Here is a 24,264-nt window from a genome sequence, read left to right as displayed (position 1 = left end):
ATTCATTGCTTCGGATTTTCCTTTCGGAAAATCACTCGCAAAAGAACTATCGCCAGTTTTATTTATTAAATTAGTCGCTAAACCTAACGCAACGCGCCATACACAAACCAATGGGCGAAATCCCTTGCTTTTTATCTCTATGTAAATAGTCTACCTTTGCTGCATGCGTATAGATCTAATTTCGGTTACACCTGAGTTGATTCAGAGTCCGTTTCAATATTCCATTATTAAAAGAGCTATTGACAAGGACTTAGTAGATGTCTATTTTCATGACTTACGAGACTATGCTGTTAACAAATACGGTAAAATAGATGACTATGCTTTTGGTGGTGGTGCCGGTATGGTACTCATGATAGAACCTATTGATAAATGCATTGCTAAATTAAAAGCAGCGCGTGCGTATGACGAAGTTATTTTTATGACGCCTGATGCTCCTGTATTGAATCAGCAAACAGCCAATACGCTATCATTAGCTAAAAACATTATTATTTTATGTGGGCATTATAAAGGCATAGACCAACGTGTACGTGAATTATTTGTTACTAAAGAGATTTCTATTGGCGATTATGTGTTGAGCGGTGGCGAATTGGGCGCGGCGGTTTTATGCGATAGTATCATTCGGTTAATCCCTGGTGTTTTGGGTGATGAAACCTCCGCCCTTACCGATTCTTTTCAAGATGGATTGCTTTCACCACCTATCTACACTAGGCCCTCCGATTATGAAGGGCATAAAGTGCCAGAAGTACTCTTATCAGGTAACTTTGCAAAGATAGAAGCCTGGCGTCACGAGCAAGCACAACATCGCACCCAACAGATTAGGCCCGACCTGCTTCAAGACGACTAAAATAAATTTTTACTAGTATTATTTTTATATTTAAAGTTTTTCGTAAATTTGCACTCGCAAAATTAACCTCTGACGAAAATCGTGCATGTTGCTTTTGATAAACCATTAAAAAATAAACAATGGACTCTTTAGTAAAATACGTACAAGACGAGTTTGTAGCTAAAAAAGATGTTCCTGAATTTTCAGCAGGTGACACCATTACAGTATACTACGAAATTAAAGAAGGTAACAAAACACGTGTACAGTTCTTTAAAGGTGTAGTGATTCAGCGTAGAGGTTCTGGTGCTACGGAAACCTTTACCATTAAAAAAATGTCAGGTACCGTAGGTGTAGAACGTATCTTCCCTATTAACATGCCGGCTATTCAAAAAATTGAAGTGAATAAGCGTGGTAAGGTTAGAAGAGCAAGAATCTACTATTTCAGAAACCTTACAGGTAAGAAAGCAAGAATTAAAGAGCAGAGAGCTTAAGCTATTTTTGCTTCACAATATCAAAGCTGTTTTGAAATTCAAAACAGCTTTTTTTCATTATTAACATTTGTTAATAAGCACTCTTCATATTCTCTTAATATTTTTAGAGCAGGAATTTTTTGTTTTTTTAAATATCCTTTTACTTTAGCAGAAGAATTTACAGTTAGTAATTTATAACTGGGATTAAGAAAAACGGAAAACGCAAGTTGGAAGGGATTTTTATGAAGCTTGTAAATGAATGTAGGTTCAAAAGAAGAACGTTCTTTTTAGTTTTGAATACTGCTAATTAATAGGACTGAGTATTTAGCATGAATAATTAGAAATATTAAGGTATTGAAAACAAAGTTAAATTAGTTTTTTTGAAAGAATTTGATTTAGGCGCAAGTTTAAAAAGGATAATTTTTAAAAAAGTAGTTTAATACGAAAAATGAGACTGAGTGTTACTGTTTCTAATGAAAGGTAAAGGTAGTTATGCAAATGATTACAGCTTGAGTTAAATTTTTCAGCTAAAAGCCATATTAGTTCTGCTAGTATGGCTTTAGTTTTTCCTAATTTCAAATTATTAACAATTGTTAATAACTTATGTTTATAACGAGTTAACAATAAATACAACTCGAAAACGCTTAAAACAAAGCTTTTAGCGTACTTTTAAACCTGTAAAATCTAGATAAACCCTTTTTAAATTATCCCTTTTATTACTGCTAGAATTAGCATAACACTATGAGCTATTTAGATTTTATATGAACGAGAAATCGTTTTTTATTGTTGTTTTTAATACTATCAAATTAAAGTGTTTAGCGCACAATTAATCGATAAAATATCATTAAAAAGAACAATGTTATAAAGCACTCTATCCCTTAATAGAGTGCTTTTGTTTTTTGCATAAAACTAGCGCTAAATCACCCTAAAAATCTTGTTCAGAAATAGTATATTTGCATTCGCAAAATTTATACGTTCATAAATATATAGTATATATGTCACAACAAGCTAAAATAACATATACAAAGACTGATGAGGCTCCTGCACTGGCTACTCAATCATGGCTCCCTATTGTCAAGGCATTTACCAAAACTGCTAACATTAGCCTAGAAACAAAAGACATTTCATTAGCCGCTAGAATTTTAGCCAAATTCTCTGATTTTCTAACAGATGAACAAAAAATAACAGATGATCTAGCTGTACTTGGTGAAATGGTACACTTACCGGAAACCAACATCATTAAATTACCAAATATTAGTGCTTCTATTCCTCAGTTAAAAGCTGCTATTGCTGAGCTACAAAAATGGGGATATGCACTACCTGATTATCCTGATGAGCCTGAAAGTGACGAAGAAAAAGCGATCAAAGCACGTTATGACAAAATAAAAGGAAGTGCGGTGAATCCAGTATTACGAGAAGGAAACTCTGATCGTCGTGCCCCAAAAGCCATTAAAAATTATGCACGTAAAAATCCACATTCAATGGGTGTATGGTCTTCTGATTCTAAATCACATGTAGCAACTATGACGGCAGGTGATTTTGCACATAATGAGAAGTCATTGACGTTGGATAAAGATGATGAAGTTAGCATCCAATTCGTTGGAGAAAACGGCACCACTCTACTAAAGAAAAATCTGACTTTGTTAAAAGGCGAGATTATAGATGCTACAGTAATGAGCAAAAAAGCACTACTCACATTCTTAGAAGAGCAGGTTGCTGATGCAAAAGCAAAAGGCGTTTTATTTTCGCTACACATGAAAGCTACCATGATGAAGGTGAGCGACCCTATTATTTTTGGGCATGCTGTACGCACCTATTTTAAAGATGTTTTTGAAACCTATGATACTGTTTTAGATGAAGCCGGTGTAGATGTCAATAACGGATTCGGAAATTTATTGAGTAACCTTGAAAAATTACCTGAAAACAAACGTAAAGAAATACAAAATGCTATAGATGCAGCATTGGATAATGGCCCTGACCTGGCAATGGTAAATTCTGATAAAGGGATTACGAATTTACACGTGCCTAGTGATATTATTATTGATGCTTCTATGCCTGCAATGATTCGCAACTCCGGGCAAATGTGGAACGCCAATGGTAAATCTCAAGATACAAAGGCAGTGATTCCTGATAGTAGCTATGCAGGAATTTATACTGCAACTATTGATTTCTGCAAAGAGCATGGTGCTTTTGATCCTACTACTATGGGTACTGTACCTAATGTAGGATTGATGGCAAAGAAAGCTGAAGAATACGGTTCACATGACAAAACATTTGAAATAGAATCAAATGGAAAAGTTCAGGTGATTGACAGCTCCCAAAACATATTAATTGAGCATAAAGTAGAAGCTGGTGATATCTGGCGTATGTGCCAAACCAAAGATGCACCTGTAAAAGACTGGGTACGATTGGCGGTTTCAAGAGCTAGGGCATCACAAACGCCTGCAGTTTTCTGGTTAGATAAAAACAGAGCACATGATGCCCAATTAATTAAAAAAGTAAATCAGTACCTACCAGAGCATGATACTGCTGGCTTAGATATCAGAATTTTAGATCCCATTACAGCTACAAAGTTTACTTTAGAGCGCATTAAAGAAGGAAAAGATACCATTTCAGTATCTGGTAATGTATTACGTGACTATTTAACAGACCTCTTCCCTATTCTGGAAGTAGGTACCAGTGCAAAAATGCTATCTATAGTGCCATTAATGAATGGTGGTGGTTTGTTTGAAACAGGTGCCGGTGGATCTGCACCTAAGCATGTACAACAATTTTTACAAGAAGGTCATCTACGTTGGGATTCTCTAGGAGAATTTCTGGCATTAGCGGTATCATTAGAACATTTAGGAGAAACCTTTAATAACAACAATGCTAAAGTACTGGCTGAAACGTTAGATGATGCTACGGATAAGTTTTTAGATAATAAAAAATCGCCTTCTAGGGTAGTACACGAATTAGACAATAGAGGTAGTCATTTTTATTTAACCTTGTACTGGGCCCAAGCATTAGCCACTCAAGAAACAAGTACAGAGTTACAAACTATTTTTAGTAAAATTGCAAATGAGTTAGCTGAAAATGAATCAACTATTATTGATGAATTAAATGCTGCTCAGGGTGATCCTGTTGATATCGGTGGCTACTATGAACCTAGTGAAAAAATGATGGCTGAAGCAATGCGACCAAGTGCAACATTCAACGCTATATTGGCAACATTATAAGATCAGCCAGAAATTCTAGAAAATAAAAAAAGCAGGTAAGAAAGTTCTTAACCTGCTTTTTATTCAACTAACTAATTCAAATCTCTATTATTATGACACAAACATTTTTAAAAAGTCACAAAAAATATTTAACGTGTCATTCTTTTAGTTGGTCTATGAAAAGATAACTTACATATAACATCTTTTTTTAGTTAGAAAATAAGCACTTTCTTTATATTTATACTCTAATCATTTTTAATGAAATTCTTCAAAAAGAATCTTTACTTGCTGGCCATTTTCTATTGCCTGGTAGCAATTTCTCAAGAAAAATTCACACTCAGCGGCACCATCTACGAACAAAAAAGTAATGAAACCTTAATAGGTGTAACCATTATTTTTCCTGATCTAAATACCGGAACCACCACAAATGAGTATGGGTTTTATTCTATTACCATACCACAAGGAACCCACAAAATCATTATTAGTTCTATAGGATATACTCCTATCTCAGAAACGATCAACCTTGATCAAGACTTAACAAAAAATTTTAACCTCATAGAGTCTTCTGAAACCCTTGAAGAAGTAGTAATTACTGAAAATGTAGAAAAACTCAACATTAGAAAACCACAAATGAGCGTAAATGCCTTAACTACTACTACCATTAAACAAATACCGGTGGTTCTAGGCGAAGTAGACATTATTAAATCAATTACATTATTACCGGGAGTCACCAATGCCGGTGAAGGTTCTTCAGGGTTTAATGTGCGTGGTGGTGCTACAGATCAAAATCTAATTCTATTAGATGAAGCTACCATATATAATTCTTCGCATCTTTTTGGGCTATTTTCTGTATTTAACCCAGATGCTATTAAGGATTTAAAATTATATAAAGGTGGCATTCCTGCGCGCTATGGCGGTAGAGTTTCTTCTGTACTTGATATTTATCAGAAAGAAGGAAACAGCAAAGAATTTCATATGAATGGCGGTATTGGCTTAGTATCAAGCAGATTGTTAGCTGAAGGCCCCATTAAAAAAGAACAAGGTTCTTTTCTCTTTGGAGGGCGTGCTACTTATGCGCATTTGTTTTTACCCTTATTTGACCTTGATAATATTGCGTATTTCTATGACCTGAATACCAAATTAAGCTATAAATTAAATGATAGAAATAACATTTATTTATCTGGTTATTTTGGTAGAGATGTATTTGAAATTAATGACAGTTTTGAAAATATTTATGGAAATACAGTAGTCAACTTTCGTTGGAATCACTTATTCTCAGATAAACTATTCTCAAATCTTTCTTTAATATATTCAGATTACTACTATGGGCTCAACCTCAACTTTGTAGAGTTTGATTGGAACTCTGGCATCACCAATTTTAATTTGAAATATGATTTCAAGCATTATATAACTGACAAGTTTAAATTACAGTATGGGCTAAACAGTATTTACCATGATTTTAATCCCGGAGAGATAGAACCTTCTACCCCTACTTCAGGAATCAATCCAAGAAAACTAATTGACAAATTTGCTTTTGAAAATGCAATCTATATTGATGCAGAACACACCATTACCGATAAACTCGCCCTGTCATACGGATTACGATTTAGCACATTTCATCGTTTAGGACAAGACGAGTTGAATATCTATAATAATGATCAGCCTGTATTATTTAATGAGGATTTTCAGATCTATGAAAGTGCTGATGCCATTGGCGTTGCAACTTTTGACAGAAGTGATGTAATTGAATCATTCAATAATTTTGAACCAAGAGTATCTTTATCCTATCAAGTAACAGATAATTCATCTGTCAAGACCAGTTACAATAGATTGAGTCAGTATTTGCATTTACTGTCAAATACCAGCTCTCCTACACCCTTAGATGTTTGGACACCTAGTGGAAAATTTATCAAACCTCAGTTATTAGATCAATACGCTATTGGCTATTTCAGAGATTTTGACTCAAAATATTCCTTAGAAGTTGAAAGTTTTTATAAACAGGTGCAGAATAGAATTGACTATATAGATGGGGCTGACCTTGTTGCCAATGATGCCATTGAACGTGTGATCCTAAACGGAGAATCAAGAGCATATGGCCTTGAAGTATTACTTCGTAAAAACGAAGGGCGTTTAAAAGGTTGGATTGCCTATACCTTGTCAAAATCAGAACAACGCACACCCGGGAGGATACCCATAGAGACAGGAATCAATAACGGAAATTGGTACAATACACCTTATGACAAAACACATGATATTTCTATAACCGGTAATTATGAGCTGAATAAAAAATGGAAATTCAATGCCAATTTTATATTTCAAACCGGGCAGCCCACCACCTACCCTAGTAGTCAATATGAATTTAACGGAATTTTGATTCCGAATTTTAATGATAGAAATGCTGATAGGTTACCTGCGTATCACCGCTTGGATATATCAGCTATATACACACCCAAACCTACTAAAAAGAAAGGTTGGCAAGCTGAATGGGTATTTGGCATTTATAACCTGTACAATCGGCGTAATGCAACATCAATTACATTCGCACAAAATAGAACAACCGGTGTTAACGAAGCAACGCGCTTCGCTTTATTTGGTATAGTACCATCAATATCTTATAATTTTAAGTTTTAAGAAATGAAAAAATTATATCTCCTTATCGTCATAAACTTCATCTTCAGTTCTTGTGAAGATGTTATTAGTATAGACGTCCCTACAGAGCCGCCAAGATTAGTTATTGATGCAGCTATCAATTGGTTTTCAGGCACAATAGGTAACGAGCAAGAGATTAAACTATCACTCTCAGCGCCTTTTTTTGATACAGAAATCCCTCCTGCAAATGGTGCTATTGTATCCATTCAAGACGCAAACAATAACACCTTTAATTTTATTGAAGACGGTACTTCAGGTATTTATAGAAACTCGAATTTTAGTCCTGTTTTAAATCAAACCTATGAATTGACTATCATTTATGAAAATGAAACCTATATAGCTACTGAAACTTTATTACCGGTGGCTGACATAGAGTTTATAGAACAAGAAAACGAAGGTGGGTTTACAGGCGATGAAATAGAAATCAAAGCATTTTACAATGACCCTCCAAACATCAAAAATTTCTACTTTTTTGAGTTCACTAACGATATTCCAACAATTCCTACCTTAGAAGTATATGATGATGAATTTACAGATGGTAATGAGATCTTTGCTTTTTATTCAGATGAAGATCTCGAATCTGGAAATATTTTAACTATTAAAAACTATGGTATTTCAGAACGCTTCTATAATTTCATGGCTATCTTACTAGAGCAGACCAGTGTTGAGGGTGGTAGCCCTTTTGAAACCCAACCTGCTACAGTAAGAGGTAACTGTGTGAATACTACAAATCCTGATAATTTTCCTTTTGGTTACTTTCGATTATCACAAGCCAATGAATTTGTATACTTAGTAGAATAGTTCTATAATTTCTAATCTCTGGCGGATCAATTTTTGTATTTTTGGTCAATGGATTTTGTAAAAACAACTGAAAAATCTTCACATTATAATGACCTCGAAAAGATGTCTGTTAATGAACTATTGACCAATATCAATAAAGAAGATCAATCTGTGGGGTTGGCTGTGCAAAAAGTGATTCCTGCTATTGAAAAACTAGTAGAACAAATAGCTCTGAAATTAAAAGATGGAGGTCGTTTATTTTATATTGGAGCAGGCACTAGTGGTAGGTTAGGAATTTTAGACGCTTCTGAATGTCCACCAACATTTGGTGTATCACATGATTTAGTAATTGGATTGATTGCTGGTGGAGATACTGCCATTAGAAAAGCAGTAGAAAACGCTGAAGATTCAACAACCCAAAGTTGGGAAGACCTAAAGGCATGCAATATATCTGGAAAGGATGTGCTTATAGGTATTGCAGCATCCGGCACAACTCCATATGTGATTTCTGCCTTAAAAGAAGCGAACAAACATGGTATTATCACAGGATCTATTACCATGAATGAGGGGAGCCCGTTGGCTTTAGAAGCACAATACCCCATTGTATGTGTTGTAGGCCCTGAGTTCGTAACCGGTAGTTCAAGAATGAAAGCAGGTACAGCACAAAAAATGATCTTAAACATGATCTCAACCTCCGCAATGATTAGACTAGGAAGAGTGAAAGGAAATAAAATGGTAGATATGCAACTTTCTAATAATAAATTGGTAGATCGTGGTACGCGTATGGTAATGGATGCATTAAAAATTGACAAAGAAAAAGCCAATGAATTATTGTTGGAGTATGGTAGTGTGCGTAATGCTGTAAATAACTATAAAAATGAAGGAAGATAAAATACCTGTAACTAAAGGATTAAGTTTTCTGGCATTAGCTTTGCCTTTTTTATTTGGAGCTCCTATTATAATTACTATAGGTTTTAAGGCTTTAAGCAAAGACGGCATTATATGGATACTCATTGCAGGTATTATATTAGCAATAGTGGCGATGATAATTATGGCTTTAGGTGTGAAATATTTGGTACAATATTTTTTTCAAAGTGACACATGAGTCGAAGTACATTTTTTACCAAGCTCACTCAGTTTGAATACTGGCCAACTTTTGCTTTTTACATACCACTGATTCCTTACTACTTATGGAAAGCTTTAAAGGCTGGGCATCCTGCTTATTACTTAGCTGCTAATCCAGCAATTAAATACTCTGGTAGTGGTAGTGAATCTAAGTATAAAACCATTATGCTGATTCCTGAAAAGCATCGACCCAAAACAGTTTTTGTTCCTGTTGGAAAATCAATTGAAAGTATACAAGAGGAATTAAGAAAAGAACAGATTATATTTCCTTTAATTGTAAAACCTGATGTTGGTTTTCAAGGTTTTTTAGTTCAAAAGTTAGATAATTTAGACGAACTAAGAGCATACCTAAGCAAAAATGACGTTAACATCATGATTCAAGAATTTGTTGATTACAATAATGAATGTGGTATTTTTTATTCAAGAATCCCTGGAGAAGAAAAAGGTAATATTACCTCAATAACCCTAAAGAAATTCTTGACTATTAAAGGTGATGGTGTTTCAACAATCTCAGAACTCATATTAAATGATGAGCGCGCTAAAATATATTATGAATACCTTAAACGTATAAATAAGAATATTATAAATGATATTCTTGAAAAAGATGAAGAACAGATCATTTCTGTTATTGGCAATCATGCCAGAGGTACACAATTCATCAATGGCAATCATTTGATTGATGAAAAATTGCATCATGCTATAGATAAGCTGAACAAACAGATTAATGGTTGGTTTTATGGGCGTTTAGACATTAAGTATGATTCTTTTGAAAAAGTAAAAAAAGGAGAAGACTTTAAAGTTCTAGAAATCAATGGTATTATTGCTGAACCTACACATATGTATGATCCTACAGGTGGTGCTACGTATTTAAGTGCATTAAAGTCTATAAAAAGTCATTGGAGTATCATGGATAAAATTGCAAGAACTAATCATAAAAAATATAATGTTGCGTACCCAAAAGTGATTCCCTATTTAAAAGACATTGCCTGGCTACGCTCCTATTCAAAAAAAATAAAGAGGCTTAATTCCTAATATGAATTAAGCCTCTTTAAAGTGTTAAAACTATCTTTTAAGCTTCTTGTTCTTTACATCTTGGTGTAGAAGGGTTGTACCCAAAATCGGCATCAGGTAATTCTATACCTAAATCACATATAATGTACCCTATACTAGCAAAATGATGGATAGCATGACTATGTGCCTGTATCAAAACCGACGCCAGTGTATATTTAGCAGAAACCATTCCTAAACCAAGGTCATCAGTTACTTCTACATGCTGATTTAAATCTATATTTGCTAAACCATCTAATTTCTGAAAAGTATCTTCAAAATAAGCCAAGCCAAAAGCAATTTTTTGCTCTGCCAACTGATTTCTCTTTCTTGCAGTCAGATCAATCAACCCTGTTTCCAGTCCACAAAAAACACAATCAAACACATCTAAGATATGGCGCATATGGCTGCCAATACTAGAATGGTAAGGTTGAACGGTGGTATCGCTATATTGGCTATCACTTATGCTGTTTAACAATCTAACACCCCTGTGCAAATTGCTCTTAATAGCGTCAATCATATTGAATTGTCAGTTATAAAATTTGATGGTTAGTCGCAAATATAATAATTAATTTACGCCAACAACTTTAATCTTTTGTGGAATATTAAAAAACTATTAACAAAAATCTTTCCTTACTAGAAGTGGATCAAAGTCTCTGCATCAGCTACATAATTGGCACCATTTACACTTAATTCAACTGAAGTTCCAGGGTTTAAAATTTTAATCGTATTAGAATTTACCGTTACAGTAAGCTTGCTTGATTTCCAGGTTAAAGGAAACGTTATTTTCTTTATACTATCTGGCAATTTAGGGTCAATACGCAGTTTTCCATCTAACATTCTAACACCTGCAAAACCACAAACTACCATTTGCCATACACCTCCTAAAGATGCCGCGTGAATACCGTGATCTGAGCTTTTCATATTAGGTCCTAAATCTATTCTAGAAGCTCTTTCAAAAAGTTCATAAGCCAAGGTCTTCTTACCAAGGTCTGACGCTAGAACGGAATGTGTTGATAAGCTAAGTGAGGAATCATGCAAGGTCTTGGGTTCATAATAATTGTAGTTGACTTCCTTGATTTCTGCACTAAATTTATGCTCTAGTAAATACATTAACATAACTACTGATGCTTGTTTTGAAACCTGAATCTGATTGATCTGATGTAAGTTGAAATCCCTAAAAATTAAACCAACTTGCTTTTGATTTTTATACTTGGTAAGGTCAATTTCTTTTAAGCTTAAATAGTTATCATCCTGAGGAATAACATTATCTTCATTCGGCTTAGGAATATATACTTTATTATATTTACTCTTTAATTCTTCTATTTCAGCATCCAATGATAATTTTTCATTGAGTGTTTTAAAAATTTCAGGTTTTTCAGATTTTAAGAGCTCGTAATAATGAATAGCATTTTCCATACACCACTTAGCCGTATGATTTGTAAAAGCATCATTGTTCACATGTTCTTTATACTCATCTGGGCCAACCACATCATTGATATGATATTGTTGTTTCTTTTCATTCCATTCCAATCTACTTCCCCAAAAAATACCTGTATCCAATAAAATTTCATAACCATATTGCTGCATAAAATCTTCATCATTGGTAATCATATAATACTGCCATACAGCAAACGCAACATCAGAGGTGATATGCTGTTCTATAAATCCACTCCAAATTTTGGTTGCTTCACCAGAAATGATATCTACAGCACCCCAAACCGGTGTAACTTCACCGTCATCTGCCCATGCGGACTCCCAAGGGTACATAGCTCCTTTATAGCCATTCTCTTTCGCCTTTTTTCTGGCTCCTTTTAAAGTATGGTACCTGTATTCTAATAAACTTCTTGCAATATTAGGAAAGGTATAGGTGAAGAATGGCACCATAAATATTTCGGTATCCCAAAAAGAATGCCCTTTATAACCTTCACCTGATAAGCCTTTGGCACCAATACCAAACCTAGCATCATGTTTTGGAGTCATGATCATTAAATGGTACTGTGCAAAACGAATGGCTAATTGATCATAGTCATTTTTACCTTCAATTTTGATATCCATTTGCTCCCAATAGATCTTCCAGGCTGATGCACTTTCTTTAAATAATGTATCAAATCCTTTTGCTGATTGTTCTTTAAGTTGATCAACTGAAAATTCTCGTATCTCATCCAAAGATTTTCCTCTACTATCTTTATCTCGGGTAGTATAAATATTGGATGTCTTTGAGAACACCAATGGTTTTCTATCTTGTAACTCACCTTCAAAAACCATTAACACTTGACGCCTATCCATCTCAAATCGTGATGTGAGTTTTGTTTTACTAGCGTTAAAATCATGAAAGGTGTTATGAACAAACGTAATACCTGATTCTGAGGTCTCTTGAAGCAACTGTAGATATTCTTTATCAAAAATACGTTTCTCACCTTCTACAAAATGTTGAGCTCCGGAATTGGTCACCTGACCATCTACTCCTGATTTTATTATAATATTAGCTTGGCAACCTAAGGGAGTGATGGAAATATGAGATGCCATTAAGTGCAGGTCATCAAAAGATATAAACCTTTTGAATTCAAAGTGAAATGATTTACTTCTTGGGCTTGTCCAAATAAACTCACGGGTTAATTCACCATTATTCAAGTTTAACGAACGGTCATAACCTGAGAAACTTCCCTTTTCAAGGGAAAACAGTTCATCATCTATATGAATCTGAATACCAAAAACGTCAGCGGCGTTGGGTAATTCAGTTACTTCATTTTCATATGCCTTATTAAAAGTACCTGCCACAAAAAAGTTACGTATTTGCCCTAAGTAACTTTCTTCAGTTGCACTTCTAACCCCCATGTAACCATTACCCAAACACATGACTACTTCACACTTTCCTTGATATTTTCGTTTGAAATTCGATTCGGAAACTATCCAATTTTTAAAGTCTCCTTCTCCTTTATCATAACGCATGTAGTTTTCTTCAATCATACTAATTGCTCGTATTTTTATTTTGAATTTTAAAACTAAAAAATCCTTAGTTCTGTAGCTTTATCAAAAAAGCGAAGTCGTTCTATATCTACACCTATGCTTGCGGTGTCACCAGATTTATACAAATGACTTGAATCACTTCTAAAACAAAAAGAATAATCAGGGTTTCCATTAAAATGAAAATAGTTATAGCTTTCACTTCCAACAGGTTCTACGTTATTGATAGTAATATCCATACTCTGAGATAAACGCTTCGTTTTTTCAAAATTTTTATCATAAATGTACTCTGGACGAAAACCAAAAAACACTTCTTTACCTGCATAAGATTTTAGGCTAGGTTGTAAATCTTCAGGCACGGTAAATTTTAGATCCTTCGATTTAAATGTTGGTTCATGTTCCATGACTATTTCTCCATCAATAAAATTCATTGATGGACTACCAATAAAGCCAGCAACAAATTTGTTAGAGGGGTTATTAAACAAATTCATAGGAGTATCAAATTGCTGAATAACACCATCTTTAAGTACTACAATGCGGTCACCCATGGTCATGGCTTCAATCTGATCATGTGTAACATATACAATAGTAGCTTCTAATTCTCGATGCAATTTTTTAATTTCAGCACGCATTTGCACACGTAAAGCGGCATCTAAGTTTGAAAGAGGTTCGTCAAATAAAAATACTTTTGGGTTTCTCACTATAGATCGCCCAATAGCAACACGTTGTCGTTGCCCACCAGACATATCTTTAGGTCTTCTATCCAACAAATGGGTTATGCCCAACACTTCAGCTGCATTTTCTACTAGCTTTTTGATTTCATCTTTATGAACTTTACGCAATTTTAAACCAAATGCCATATTTTCAAATACCGTCATATGCGGATATAATGCATAATTCTGAAAGACCATAGCAATATCACGATCTTTAGGTGAAAGTTCATTCATGCGGTTTCCATCAATCCGCAACTCTCCGTCAGTAATTTCTTCTAGGCCTGCTATCATTCGCAGCAAGGTAGATTTACCACAACCCGAAGGGCCCACTAAGACAATAAATTCTCTATCCTGAATACTTAGATTGGCATTTTCTATGGTAGCGCTATCAGCTCCATCATATACTTTCTTTAAATTTTTAATTTCTATTGTTGCCATACGTTGTTATCCTTTTAAACCGGAACTTGAAACTCCTTGCACAAAATATCGTTGAAAAATGATGAATATCGCCAGTGTAGGTAATGAGATTAAGATGGTACCAGCCATCAACAAGGGCCAATCTGTTAACAATTCGTTACGAAGGCTTGCCATCCCTAATGGAAGTGTATACATATCTTCTGTATACGATACAATGACTGGCCATAAAAATTCATTCCATGAACCTTGAAATGTATAAATAGCCACGGCAGCCAATGCCGGTTTTGAAATAGGTAAAAATATTTGCCAGAAAATCCGGAAATAACCACAACCATCAATCAATGCAGCCTGCTCTAAATCTTTAGGAATTGTTTCAAAAAATTGCTTCATCAAAAAGATGTTAGTAATTCCAACTAGTCCCGGCAAGATCAAACCCCCATAACTATTTATCATAGATAATTCATTTAAAACAATGAACTTTGGTACCAGTAAAATAATACCCGGAATCATTAAGCTACTCAACATTAATGTAAAAATGAGTTTCCTTCCAGGAAATTCTAATCTAGCGAACGTAAAACCTGCTAAAGCCGCAAAAAACACATTTGATATTGTTTGAATAGTAGTAACTACAACACTATTAAATAACCATTTACCGAATGGTAATTCCTTCCACACATTGATATAATTTTCTAATGTGGGTTTACTTGGCAGGAATTCTATAGGCCATTCAAATACATTCTTATCGGCATTGAATGAAATGGATAATGAAAATAAGAATGGACCAATATAAATTAAGGTCATAATGCCCAATACACTTAAAAACAATATTTTCTCTATCTTAAGCTTCTTCATGATTAATAGGCTTCAGGTGGAAAATATTTTTTCTGTACTGCAGTCACTATAAATATAATGATCGCCAATACTACCGCTGATGCTGCTCCAAAACCAAAACGGAAGTATTTAAACGAATTTTGGTACACAAAATAACTCATAGTAGTAGAAGCGTTATCGGGTCCTCCGCTACTCATAACAAAGATCTGGTCAAACACCTGAAAACAGCCTATCAAACTCATAACAACCACAAAATAAGTTACCGGACGCACCATAGGTACTGTGATCTTCCAGAATTGCTGCCATCTACTGGCTCCATCAATTTTGGCAGCCTCATATAAACTGGTAGGAATATTTTGTAAACCTGCTAAAAAGGATACCATAAAATAGCCTGAGGTTGTCCAAACATTCAACATCATGATGGCAGGTAATACAGTAGTAGGGTTTGTCAACCAATCTGTATCAGAATGAATTCCTATAGAACTCAAAAGATAATTGAGTAACCCAGGTTTTGAATAGATCCAAACGAAAATAATAGATGTAACTACTGAAGATGTAATAGCCGGAATATAAAAGGCGGTTCTAAAAAACGCCCGTCCTTTTAACTTTTGATTCATTATAAATGCCAGAAATAAGGACAAAAAAGTTTGAACCGGCACCACACCCATCGTGTAGATGATAGTATTTTTTATGGCTTTTATAAAGACCTCATCTTGGAATAATTCAATATAATTACCAAGCCCAACAAATGGTTTATCTGGTATTAATAAGTTCCAATCATAGAAACTTACTACAAAAGCAAACCCGATAGGAAAGAATACAAAAATGGATAGTAATAGCAGTGGAAATACCAAAAACAGATACGCCCAAAAACATTGTTCCTTTTTTCTACTTGAAAACTTCATTTAGTTCAATTTAAATCGTTCTAATCGTTTTGCTAAAGCCACTAGTGCCTCTTTAGGCTCTCTATCTTTATAAAAAACAGACTGCATCATAGCCTCACTTTCATCAAACCACCGTTCTTTCATATTTATCTTATACATTTTAGCATAATCTGCACTGTTCATGAAAATACTATATACCGGGTGCTCATAAAATCCGTTTTCTTCTGCTACACTTTTACGTGTTGGCATCGCAATGCCTGAAGATGTCCATATTTTCATTCCTTCTTTGCCAACCATGTATGATAAAAGTGTCCAAGCGTTTTCTTGGTGTTTACTTTGCTTAGGAATAACATAGGCATTGCAGAAAGCTACTGTAGCTTTAACTTTTCCTTTTGGGAGTTCTGCAATTCCGTACTCCATATTAGGAAAACTTTCTTTTAAATATGGAATTAGCCATCCTCCAGAAACAACCATTGCGGCCTGTTTTCTTCCAAAAACATCACCATTCCATCCTGCACCTTGATCTGCGGGAATAGTAGCCATTCCTTCCTTATACATAGCTATATAAAACTCTAAGGCTTCTATAAATGCCTCATCAGCCACTTTAATTTTACCATCATCAGAGATCATCTCACCCTGATTTTGATACACAAACGGGAAGAGCATATCTATAGTGGGTTCAATAGCTAAACCATATTGATCAATCTTACCATCACTATCCGTATCTTTTGTTAATTTTTTAGCAAAACTTTTAAGCTCAGACCAATTGGTTGGAACTGTATCTAATCCGGCTTCTGCAAACATTTCTTTATTGTAAAAAAGAACATAGGCGTTAAAATCCTTTCCAAAGCCATAATATTTGCCATCCTTTTTAAAAGCATCTTTAAAAACAGGAAAAAAATCGTCCACATCAAACGAAGGATCTTGAGCTAACAATTCATCTAAAGGCTGTAATACATTAAAATTTAGGTAGGCAGGAGAAGTATCTCCTTTTAACCAAAAAAGATCAGGAGCCTTACCCGTACCCAGCATCAATTGCATTTTTTCGGTATAATTTCCAGGGATTGGTTGGTAATCATATAGAACTTCAGGATGCACTTTTTCAAAACCTTCTAAAGATGCTCTCACCAAGCGCTCTTCAGTAGGACTTGATTGCCAACTTGAAAAACGCATTTCCTTCGTTTCATTCGTACATGAAATAAAAAGAAGAACAGCAAAAAAAGAGGTGAAAAATTGCTGGGTTCTCATAAATATCAGTTAATTCTTGTCAAATTTATGGTAAAAAAGATTTTAATAATTCAGTTATTTTTGCAATAATTAATGGTATTTTTGCATATTTAACGTAAATTTTAACTTTAAAAGCATAAATAGTGTATTATGAAACCCGATTTTCAGAAAATTGCTACAGAAAATAACCAAAATTCATTTAGTGATTTCTGGGTAAAGGCTAATCACTTTGGTTTTCATTGGCACTACCACCCAGAGATAGAAATATGTTATATTAAAAAAGGAAGTGGTCATAGAATTATTGGAGAAAGTGTTGAAGATTTTACTGATGGTGACTTAGTGTTAGTTGGGAGTAATTTACCTCATTGTTGGATTACAGATGATGTTTTCAATGCTTCTTCAAAAAAGATCAAAACTTATGTCATTCAATTTAATGCCACTATCTTTGATTTAACTCTTCAAGAATTCTCTTTTCTAAATCAACTTTTTAACAAGGCCTTATTTGGCATTTCTTTAAACTTAAAAGAAAATCCTACCTATGTAAAACTTCTTAAACAAGTTGAAAATTCCCAAGGATTTGAAAAGTATTTTTCTTTAATAAAGTTATTACGAACTATGCATGATGATCAATATTCAAAGCTATTGTGCAGTACATCCTACAACAAAGAATATACAAAAAACGATGAGCGACGCATATTAAAAGTATGCGATTATATTCATTCTAATTACCGAGAGAAAATACGGGTTGATGAGTTGGCTGAACTAGCGTCTATGAATACTTCAGCATTTTGCCGATTCTTTAAAAAAGTATTAGGAAAAACGGTAGTAGAATATATTAATGAGTTACGTGTTAACCATGTATGTAAACAAATGTTACAATCTACTACCGTTCCTATTTATCAATTAGCTTATGAAACAGGATTTTCTAACCTATCTCACTTCAATAAAATTTTTAAGCGAATTACAAATAAAACGCCTAAAACATACAGGCAATTACTTACCCATTAGCCAAGTCAATACTTGAAACAGTATCTTTTACATTTTCTTTTACCCAAGTGGCACAATCATCAAAAGTTTCAAAGATATGTTCATTAGGTATAAAATCAGGAATAATATCAATACGCTCCATCATATATCTTGGTTGTTTCAATAAACCAACGAACAATACCTCTACATTTTTTGTTTGTAAATCTTGAATCATATCTTCCATGGCATATAAGCCGGACTGATCCATATATTGCATCCTATCTAAACGCATAATGACAGTATTGGCTGTTTGAGGTATTTGCAGTGCCAATGCCTGAAAATCACTTGTAGATCCAAAGAACAATGGCCCTTTGATGTGCTTGATAAACACTTCTTCCTTAAGATTAGACGGGAAACTGGCTTCATCCTTCCATCCCTTTTCAATAGGCAATACTTCCGATCGCTCAGCTGTCAAATCACCAATTTTTTTCATAAACATTAAAGAAGCAATTACCAATCCTATACCTACAGCATATACCAAGTTCCAAAAAGTAGATAAGATCAAAACAATCAACATGATCATTACCTCAGAACTTAGTTTTAATGGCCCCAGTTTAATATCTTTTGGTAAAGACGGAATGGCTTTCAAGCCTTTATAATCCATAACGCCTATACCCACTGTAATTAATATACCTGCAAGCACGGCTGCCGGAATTTTGGAGGCTAAAGGAGCAATTGCCAATAAAATTATGAATAGTAACAGTCCGGCAATCATACCAGATAACCTTGTTTTACCACCAGAATTAATATTCACCACCGTACGAATTGTAGCACCTGCACCAGGAATACCACCAAAAAGTGATGCAATACTATTACCAATACCTTGCCCTACTAATTCTTGATTTGGTTTATGTTTTGTTTTGGTCATATTATCTGCCACCACACTGGTTAAAAGCGAGTCAATAGCACCTAGTAATGCCAAAGTCAAGGCCGTAAAAATGTAGGGGGTTAAGTTGCCAAGGCTAAAATTAGAAAATATACCAGCTTGAAACTTAGGCAATCCTTCAGGAATCTCCGGTATCGGCCTGTAATCCAAGCCTCCAATAATAGCTATGGCTGACATGACTATTAGTGCGACAAGCGTACTGGGCACTTTGGTAGTTATGCGTTTAAATCCGTATATAATGATAATTGTTCCTAAAGCAAGCATAACTTCAAGCCAATTAATATGTTTCAAAGCTCTTGGTAATACTCTCAAAGCTCCCACAACACCAGAAGCATCTTTTCCTGCCAAGGTTGTAGATTCTTTTAAAATATCTGCCTCCGTAATTTTCTCAGCTCTGCTGATTGTTTCCTTAAAATCTTCTAAAACTAAAATACCTTCATCCGCTTCTTCCTTCAAGATATTTTCTAAAATGACTTCTTCTGCTTGTGCTTTATATTGATTTACATATTCCATATCTTCTTTCGGATAATAACCGATAGAAGGTAAAATCTGAGTTACCAAAATAATAACTCCAATTGCAGTCATAAAGCCAGACACCACAGGGTAAGGAATATACCTAATATACTTACCCAGCCCTATAAGCCCTAAGCCAATTTGCATGAGCCCTGCCAATAAGAATACGGTTAAAATGGCCGGTAGTGCTTTATTTACATCTCCGTCATTAGCAGCAATAATAGTGGCGATAATTACCATACTTACTGCGGTCATAGGAGCTGTAGGCCCTGATATTTGGGTATTTGTACCTCCAAAAAGTGCTGCAAAGAAACTTATAAAAATGGCGCCATACAATCCGGCACTTGGACCAAGACCTGATGACACCCCAAATGCCAATGCTAACGGTAAAGCAACAATACCTGCTGTAATACCCCCGAAGGCATCTCCTCTAATATTAGAAAATAAATTTTTCATTCTGGTTATATTTTGATGTTATTGATTTATTAGGGTTGAGAATTTATTAAGAATCAATTAGAGTTATACTCTAACTAAAAAAATTGAAAAATTATGCTAAAAAATCTGGTGGGGGAAGATGCAAGTTCAAGTCAGGAATCTGATATGACTTGTTAAGGTAATTTGCTAACACAGCTATAGATGCATCAACATTGGAAACATTGGAATTATTAATTTGCAAAATTTTAACTTCCAAATCCTTTGAAGATTCCTTCTCTTTATTTTCCTCTTCGGTTATATCAATTAAAATTACTGTTTCTACACTTGTATCCACCAAAGAAAGTACTGTTGGCATTACTGTGCAAACAAGGAATATGATTAAAAAAAATTGCCCTACAACTTTTCTAAACATGCTAGATTAATTGATCTTGACAAAGATAAAACTTTGATTTCACATGCTTGTTAAAAAAATGTAAAATCAATTAAACAAGAGCGACCCATTAAAATATATTTTTAAAATATTGATTTACAGTTATTTAAAACAAATTTTCGTTTTTGGCATGCTCTTTGAAAATTCACTATAAAACGTGGAAGTCGAAAAACGTATAGAGTAGACATAATCCTTAAAACCATATATTATGAAAAAAGGACTACTAGCAATCTTAGGAATTTTCATGATGGTTTCTACTGTTGAAGCCGATCATGGGGCGAAAAAATCTAACGGTAAAAAGGGTTATCGTAATTACTATGGAACCCGCACCATAGAATTTGTAGAACGCGGTATTCAATTCTATGTATTTCCTAACGGGGATCTAGATTTTAGAACACGTAGAAATTTTAGAACTCAGTACTATTACAGAAATGGTAGAAGGTATAAAAAGAGAATACCTCATAGAGGACTGAGAATTCAAAGAGATTATTTTGGAAGAGTAAAACGCGTTGGTAATGTTTGGATAAACTATAACCGATTTGGCAAAGTATCAAGAATAGGTTCGGTGTTTATTGATTACAGGCATAGAAGAATGGCAAGAGTTGGAGGTTTGAATATTAGGTATGATAGATATGGCAATGTTCGTTATTTTGGCCATGTAAAACCAAGATATAGATATCATGATGATTTTTATACTGATGGCCGTATTTATGATTACAACGATGATTTTTTCTATGATGACGATTTCTATGACGATTACGAAGATTATGGTGAGGATGATGATTACTATTACTATAAATCAAAAAAAGGAAAATTCCATAAAAATGGAAAGATCATAAAAAGAAGAAAAGCTTATAAGAAAAAGCGTCAAGAGGATGACGATTAATAAGAGCCGAATAGGGAATTAGAGTAAGCGGAAGATCTCGCCTTTGTCATGAAGGCGGGATTTTTATTTTAAATATTTTTTGACCATTTCATTAATATCTTTAGAGACATTCATCTTCAATACAGCCAAACCATAAATCAAACTAATAAGTATTGTCTTTAGTATAATATTAATAATAGGGTGAAACGGGAAATTCCAAAAATTAAAAAGAACAAAAATTAGCAGTATCAAGAGTAATACATATGCCGTATTCTTGGTAAAAGGTTGCATATGCAGCTTTTGTTGAATGTATACTATTTTGATGATACTAAAAATTGCAACCACTAGAAGTGTAGCCAAAGCAGCACCATTGATTCCCATAATAGAAATCAACCATTGATTTAAGAAAATAACACTCAAGGCCATAGCAATTGATAAGTAGAAAAAAGCTCTATAGTATTTTGAATTGGTTAAAATGGCTCCATTACTACCTAAAGCCAACTTGAACAATTCTGAAATAGAAATCAAAAGCACAATGAATACTCCAACAGAAAACTCAGGTTTGTTAATTATCAAGTACAAATCCTTAACATTTAAATTGATCAATAAAAACAACAAACCACCTGCTACTAATAAGTTAATAGAGCTTTTTTTGTACAAATTTTCTACTTCATCTAAATTATCAGCATTCAGTTCTTTAGCGGTTAACGGACTTATAATTTGTTGCATAGCCCTTGAAGGAATGGCAACAACAGAAGCAATATAAACACCAACAGCGTAATAAGCAACTTTGGCTATTTCTTCTATTTTGGGAATCATAAATTTATCAATCTCAAGTAGAATTCCCGCTGCTGAGCCTGCCATAATAATATAAAAAGAATAAGACAAGATTTCTTTTAAGTTATCCGGTAGTTTAAAAGCAATTGTTGGTTTATAAATGCTGAATGCATATAGCATCATAATGAGCACTCTCAAAAAATATACAATTGTTATGGCATAAATAAATTGTTCATTGGTTATCCATTCCATAAATACTGCCAATAATAATATGGTAGCAGAAATTCTGGCAAATACTTCTTTGATAAAATTACCAAAAACTGACTGCAACTGTACCCTACTCCATGCATAGAATACTTCAAAATATCCCATGAAAATGGCAACTAAAAAAATGAGGTATGAATAGGGTTTGATAATGGCATTTTTTGAAGAAAGCCAATCAGCAATAAACTCATATAAAAACATTCCTAAAATCCCAATAGGAATAATGACCAATAAAGGTAGGAACAAGGCCGAATTCAAAAAGCGATCTCGCTCTTGCTTTATCTTATATGAGCTAAAGAATTTAATAATGGTATGCTGCATACCAAAAATTAATAGTGGCATCAAAATATTGGCCGACGATAACAGAAAAACCACTAATCCATAGTAATCTTCTTTCAAAAACCAAACATATAGAAATAAGGCATTAATACCTCCAATGGTAAAACCTAAAAAAAGAATGAGTGTATTCTTAAACGACTGATTTAAAACAATACCCATTTATATTGTTTGATTTTGAGCTATCAATTTTTTGGTTAAGTAATTGAATCGAATATACAACAATATGGCAGAAGCTGTTAAACCGGCCAATAAACCAATCCATATTCCGGTACTGCCATAAGCAGTTTCTTTTCCTAAAAAATAACTAATAGGGAAACCAACTATCCAATAAGCAATAAATGTAATGACTGTAGGTATTATTACATCTTGTAACCCTCTAAGCGCACCTAAAACTACCACCTGAATACCATCAGAAATTTGGAAAACTGCCGCTACCAATAATAGCTTGGCTGCAATAGCTATCACCTCTAAATTATCTACCTTATTTACTAAATCAGATTCATCAACATAGATCCTAGGTAATTGCGTATTAAATAGGTAGAAAACGGAAGCAAAAATGACATCTAAAAAGATAACTAGTAAAAAAATGGAAATCGCTATACGTCTTAACTCCCTAAAATTTTTCAATCCCTTTTGATTCCCTACCCGTATCATAGCGGCTACACTTAACCCCATAGCTACCATAAATGTCATAGATGATAAGTTCAATGCAATTTGATTAGCCGCTTGTGGATTCTTACCCAATACACCAGACAACCAAATGGCTGCTGTAAAAATAGCAACCTCAAAAAACATTTGTAGTGCAGACGGAAATCCTAAATTAATAATCTTTTTCAGGATAGACTTCTTAATATTAGTGAAACTGAAACGTTCAAAGAAAGGCTTAAACTTATCTTTTGATTTCAAAAGCAACCATAAAAAAACGAGCATAATTATCCTTGAAGCCAAAGTGCCAATAGCGGCTCCTATAATTCCAAGTTTTGGAAAACCTAACTTACCAAATATCAATACATAATTCAATACTACATTAATAACGTTTGCTAGAATGGTAGCCCACATAGCATACTTGGTTTGAGATAAACCATCAGCAAATTGTTTAAATGCCTGAAACATAATTAGTGGAATTAATGAAAATGCAACTAAGTCTAAATAAGGCATTGCATATTTAACCACCTCAACTGGCTGATCCATTTTATACATTAATGGCTTTATCAATAAAATGAAAAAGAAAAGTGCTATACCTAGAATGGTACATAAAAACAATCCATGATTAAATGCCTGCTTTCCCTTTTCAATATCTTTGGCACCATCTGCCTCAGCAACTAAGGGGGTTATAGCGGTTGAAAACCCAATACCCAAGGACATGGCAATAAAAATGAAGCTATTTCCTAAAGAAACTGCTGCCAATTCAGCTGTTCCCAATTGCCCTACCATGATATTGTCAATAAAGCTTACTAGCGTATGCCCAATCATTCCCAAAATAACTGGATAGGCTAGTTTTAGGTTATAACGAAACTCAGAAGTATAGTTCTTTAAATTCAAGGCTGGTTGTTGATTTCAGCCTGTAAAGTTAACTGATTTAAATTAGCATTATTTATA

The 24,264-nt window shown here is 34.1% G+C and carries 20 protein-coding genes; 10 read left to right on the top strand and 10 right to left on the bottom strand.

Going from position 1 to position 24,264, the window contains the following annotated elements:
• Positions 1-163: 163 nt before the first annotated feature.
• The 8 genes from trmD (at position 164) to AC1EU5_RS15145 (ending at position 10,076) form a co-directional block, all read left to right on the top strand.
• Positions 164-844 carry a tRNA (guanosine(37)-N1)-methyltransferase TrmD gene (trmD, locus tag AC1EU5_RS15180; RefSeq protein WP_480193267.1) on the top strand — a complete coding sequence of 227 codons (681 nt, stop codon included), beginning with the start codon at positions 164-166 and terminating at the stop codon, positions 842-844.
• A 119-nt stretch (positions 845-963) separates the two neighbouring features.
• A complete protein-coding gene (rplS, locus tag AC1EU5_RS15175) occupies positions 964-1,314 on the top strand; it encodes a 50S ribosomal protein L19 (RefSeq protein ID WP_480193266.1) in 351 nt (116 codons plus the stop codon).
• 974 nt (positions 1,315-2,288) lie between these two features.
• Complete coding sequence (locus AC1EU5_RS15170) at positions 2,289-4,511, top strand: NADP-dependent isocitrate dehydrogenase (protein WP_480193265.1); 2,223 nt, start codon at positions 2,289-2,291, stop codon at positions 4,509-4,511.
• 237 nt (positions 4,512-4,748) lie between these two features.
• Positions 4,749-7,121, top strand: coding sequence for a TonB-dependent receptor (locus tag AC1EU5_RS15165; protein ID WP_480193264.1), 2,373 nt, complete (start codon positions 4,749-4,751; stop codon positions 7,119-7,121).
• Between the two features lie 3 nt (positions 7,122-7,124).
• The gene (locus tag AC1EU5_RS15160; protein ID WP_480193263.1) at positions 7,125-7,940 is read left to right on the top strand and encodes a DUF4249 family protein; all 816 of its coding nucleotides are present in this window, start codon (positions 7,125-7,127) and stop codon (positions 7,938-7,940) included.
• 48 nt (positions 7,941-7,988) lie between these two features.
• Complete coding sequence (murQ, locus tag AC1EU5_RS15155; RefSeq protein ID WP_480193262.1) at positions 7,989-8,810, top strand: N-acetylmuramic acid 6-phosphate etherase; 822 nt, start codon at positions 7,989-7,991, stop codon at positions 8,808-8,810.
• Positions 8,797-9,024: a DUF6095 family protein gene (locus tag AC1EU5_RS15150; protein WP_480193261.1), complete on the top strand. Its 228-nt coding sequence runs from the start codon at positions 8,797-8,799 to the stop codon at positions 9,022-9,024. Before murQ ends, AC1EU5_RS15150 begins: the two co-directional genes overlap by 14 nt.
• Positions 9,021-10,076, top strand: coding sequence for a hypothetical protein (locus AC1EU5_RS15145; protein WP_480193260.1), 1,056 nt, complete (start codon positions 9,021-9,023; stop codon positions 10,074-10,076). The genes AC1EU5_RS15150 and AC1EU5_RS15145 overlap by 4 nt, the downstream gene beginning before the upstream one ends.
• A gap of 37 nt (positions 10,077-10,113) precedes the next feature.
• On the opposite strand, the gene AC1EU5_RS15140 is transcribed toward AC1EU5_RS15145, so the two are convergent.
• The 6 genes from AC1EU5_RS15140 to AC1EU5_RS15115 all read right to left on the bottom strand — a co-directional run bounded on the left by AC1EU5_RS15140 (position 10,114) and on the right by AC1EU5_RS15115 (position 17,151).
• Positions 10,114-10,611 carry a DinB family protein gene (locus AC1EU5_RS15140; protein WP_480193259.1) on the bottom strand — a complete coding sequence of 166 codons (498 nt, stop codon included), beginning with the start codon at positions 10,609-10,611 and terminating at the stop codon, positions 10,114-10,116.
• Positions 10,612-10,727: 116 nt separating this feature from the next.
• Positions 10,728-13,061: a glycoside hydrolase family 65 protein gene (locus AC1EU5_RS15135; RefSeq protein WP_480193258.1), complete on the bottom strand. Its 2,334-nt coding sequence runs from the start codon at positions 13,059-13,061 to the stop codon at positions 10,728-10,730.
• Between the two features lie 35 nt (positions 13,062-13,096).
• Positions 13,097-14,209 (bottom strand): ABC transporter ATP-binding protein, encoded by a 1,113-nt coding sequence (locus AC1EU5_RS15130; RefSeq protein ID WP_480193257.1) that lies wholly within the window; start codon positions 14,207-14,209, stop codon positions 13,097-13,099.
• Positions 14,210-14,215: 6 nt separating this feature from the next.
• Positions 14,216-15,040, bottom strand: coding sequence for a carbohydrate ABC transporter permease (locus AC1EU5_RS15125; RefSeq protein ID WP_480193256.1), 825 nt, complete (start codon positions 15,038-15,040; stop codon positions 14,216-14,218).
• A 2-nt stretch (positions 15,041-15,042) separates the two neighbouring features.
• Complete coding sequence (locus AC1EU5_RS15120) at positions 15,043-15,924, bottom strand: carbohydrate ABC transporter permease (RefSeq protein ID WP_480193255.1); 882 nt, start codon at positions 15,922-15,924, stop codon at positions 15,043-15,045.
• A complete protein-coding gene (locus AC1EU5_RS15115) occupies positions 15,925-17,151 on the bottom strand; it encodes an ABC transporter substrate-binding protein (protein ID WP_480193254.1) in 1,227 nt (408 codons plus the stop codon). It abuts the gene before it with no gap.
• A 129-nt stretch (positions 17,152-17,280) separates the two neighbouring features.
• Between AC1EU5_RS15115 and AC1EU5_RS15110 the strand changes: the two genes are divergently transcribed.
• Positions 17,281-18,138, top strand: coding sequence for an AraC family transcriptional regulator (locus AC1EU5_RS15110; protein ID WP_480193253.1), 858 nt, complete (start codon positions 17,281-17,283; stop codon positions 18,136-18,138).
• Here AC1EU5_RS15110 and AC1EU5_RS15105 read toward each other — a convergent pair.
• Together AC1EU5_RS15105 and AC1EU5_RS15100 are read right to left on the bottom strand one after the other, a co-directional pair.
• Positions 18,128-20,011, bottom strand: a complete 1,884-nt coding sequence (locus tag AC1EU5_RS15105; RefSeq protein ID WP_480193252.1) for a SulP family inorganic anion transporter — start codon at positions 20,009-20,011, stop codon at positions 18,128-18,130. The genes AC1EU5_RS15110 and AC1EU5_RS15105 overlap by 11 nt on opposite strands.
• A gap of 91 nt (positions 20,012-20,102) precedes the next feature.
• Positions 20,103-20,402, bottom strand: coding sequence for a hypothetical protein (locus tag AC1EU5_RS15100; protein ID WP_480193251.1), 300 nt, complete (start codon positions 20,400-20,402; stop codon positions 20,103-20,105).
• Positions 20,403-20,628: 226 nt separating this feature from the next.
• On the opposite strand from AC1EU5_RS15100, the gene AC1EU5_RS15095 reads away from it, so the two are divergent.
• The gene (locus AC1EU5_RS15095; protein WP_480193250.1) at positions 20,629-21,306 is read left to right on the top strand and encodes a hypothetical protein; all 678 of its coding nucleotides are present in this window, start codon (positions 20,629-20,631) and stop codon (positions 21,304-21,306) included.
• Positions 21,307-21,369: 63 nt separating this feature from the next.
• Here the strand turns inward: AC1EU5_RS15095 and AC1EU5_RS15090 are convergent, their stop codons facing one another.
• The gene (locus tag AC1EU5_RS15090) at positions 21,370-22,824 is read right to left on the bottom strand and encodes a lipopolysaccharide biosynthesis protein (RefSeq protein ID WP_480193249.1); all 1,455 of its coding nucleotides are present in this window, start codon (positions 22,822-22,824) and stop codon (positions 21,370-21,372) included.
• On the bottom strand, positions 22,825-24,207 hold the full coding sequence (locus AC1EU5_RS15085) for an MATE family efflux transporter (protein WP_480193248.1): 1,383 nt from the start codon (positions 24,205-24,207) through the stop codon (positions 22,825-22,827).
• Positions 24,208-24,264 lie beyond the last annotated feature (57 nt).

The sequence above is a fragment of the Maritimimonas sp. 2405UD52-3 genome (assembly GCF_056591715.1).
The sequence above is the reverse complement of the archived record's forward strand: the minus strand, read 5'-3'. Positions and strand labels throughout refer to the sequence as shown.

Excerpts from the sequence above, each read along its gene's own strand:
- AC1EU5_RS15105 (WP_480193252.1), bottom strand. The coding sequence starts at position 20,011 with ATGAAAAATTTATTTTCTAATATTAGAGGAGATGCCTTCGGGGGTATT.
- AC1EU5_RS15110 (WP_480193253.1), top strand. The coding sequence starts at position 17,281 with ATGAAACCCGATTTTCAGAAAATTGCTACAGAAAATAACCAAAATTCA.
- trmD (WP_480193267.1), top strand. The coding sequence starts at position 164 with ATGCGTATAGATCTAATTTCGGTTACACCTGAGTTGATTCAGAGTCCG.
- AC1EU5_RS15100 (WP_480193251.1), bottom strand. The coding sequence starts at position 20,402 with ATGTTTAGAAAAGTTGTAGGGCAATTTTTTTTAATCATATTCCTTGTT.
- AC1EU5_RS15160 (WP_480193263.1), top strand. The coding sequence starts at position 7,125 with ATGAAAAAATTATATCTCCTTATCGTCATAAACTTCATCTTCAGTTCT.
- AC1EU5_RS15135 (WP_480193258.1), bottom strand. The coding sequence starts at position 13,061 with ATGATTGAAGAAAACTACATGCGTTATGATAAAGGAGAAGGAGACTTT.
- AC1EU5_RS15120 (WP_480193255.1), bottom strand. The coding sequence starts at position 15,924 with ATGAAGTTTTCAAGTAGAAAAAAGGAACAATGTTTTTGGGCGTATCTG.
- AC1EU5_RS15095 (WP_480193250.1), top strand. The coding sequence starts at position 20,629 with ATGAAAAAAGGACTACTAGCAATCTTAGGAATTTTCATGATGGTTTCT.
- AC1EU5_RS15115 (WP_480193254.1), bottom strand. The coding sequence starts at position 17,151 with ATGAGAACCCAGCAATTTTTCACCTCTTTTTTTGCTGTTCTTCTTTTT.
- AC1EU5_RS15165 (WP_480193264.1), top strand. The coding sequence starts at position 4,749 with ATGAAATTCTTCAAAAAGAATCTTTACTTGCTGGCCATTTTCTATTGC.
- AC1EU5_RS15090 (WP_480193249.1), bottom strand. The coding sequence starts at position 22,824 with ATGGGTATTGTTTTAAATCAGTCGTTTAAGAATACACTCATTCTTTTT.
- murQ (WP_480193262.1), top strand. The coding sequence starts at position 7,989 with ATGGATTTTGTAAAAACAACTGAAAAATCTTCACATTATAATGACCTC.
- AC1EU5_RS15145 (WP_480193260.1), top strand. The coding sequence starts at position 9,021 with ATGAGTCGAAGTACATTTTTTACCAAGCTCACTCAGTTTGAATACTGG.
- AC1EU5_RS15130 (WP_480193257.1), bottom strand. The coding sequence starts at position 14,209 with ATGGCAACAATAGAAATTAAAAATTTAAAGAAAGTATATGATGGAGCT.
- AC1EU5_RS15170 (WP_480193265.1), top strand. The coding sequence starts at position 2,289 with ATGTCACAACAAGCTAAAATAACATATACAAAGACTGATGAGGCTCCT.
- AC1EU5_RS15140 (WP_480193259.1), bottom strand. The coding sequence starts at position 10,611 with ATGATTGACGCTATTAAGAGCAATTTGCACAGGGGTGTTAGATTGTTA.
- AC1EU5_RS15125 (WP_480193256.1), bottom strand. The coding sequence starts at position 15,040 with ATGAAGAAGCTTAAGATAGAGAAAATATTGTTTTTAAGTGTATTGGGC.
- AC1EU5_RS15150 (WP_480193261.1), top strand. The coding sequence starts at position 8,797 with ATGAAGGAAGATAAAATACCTGTAACTAAAGGATTAAGTTTTCTGGCA.
- rplS (WP_480193266.1), top strand. The coding sequence starts at position 964 with ATGGACTCTTTAGTAAAATACGTACAAGACGAGTTTGTAGCTAAAAAA.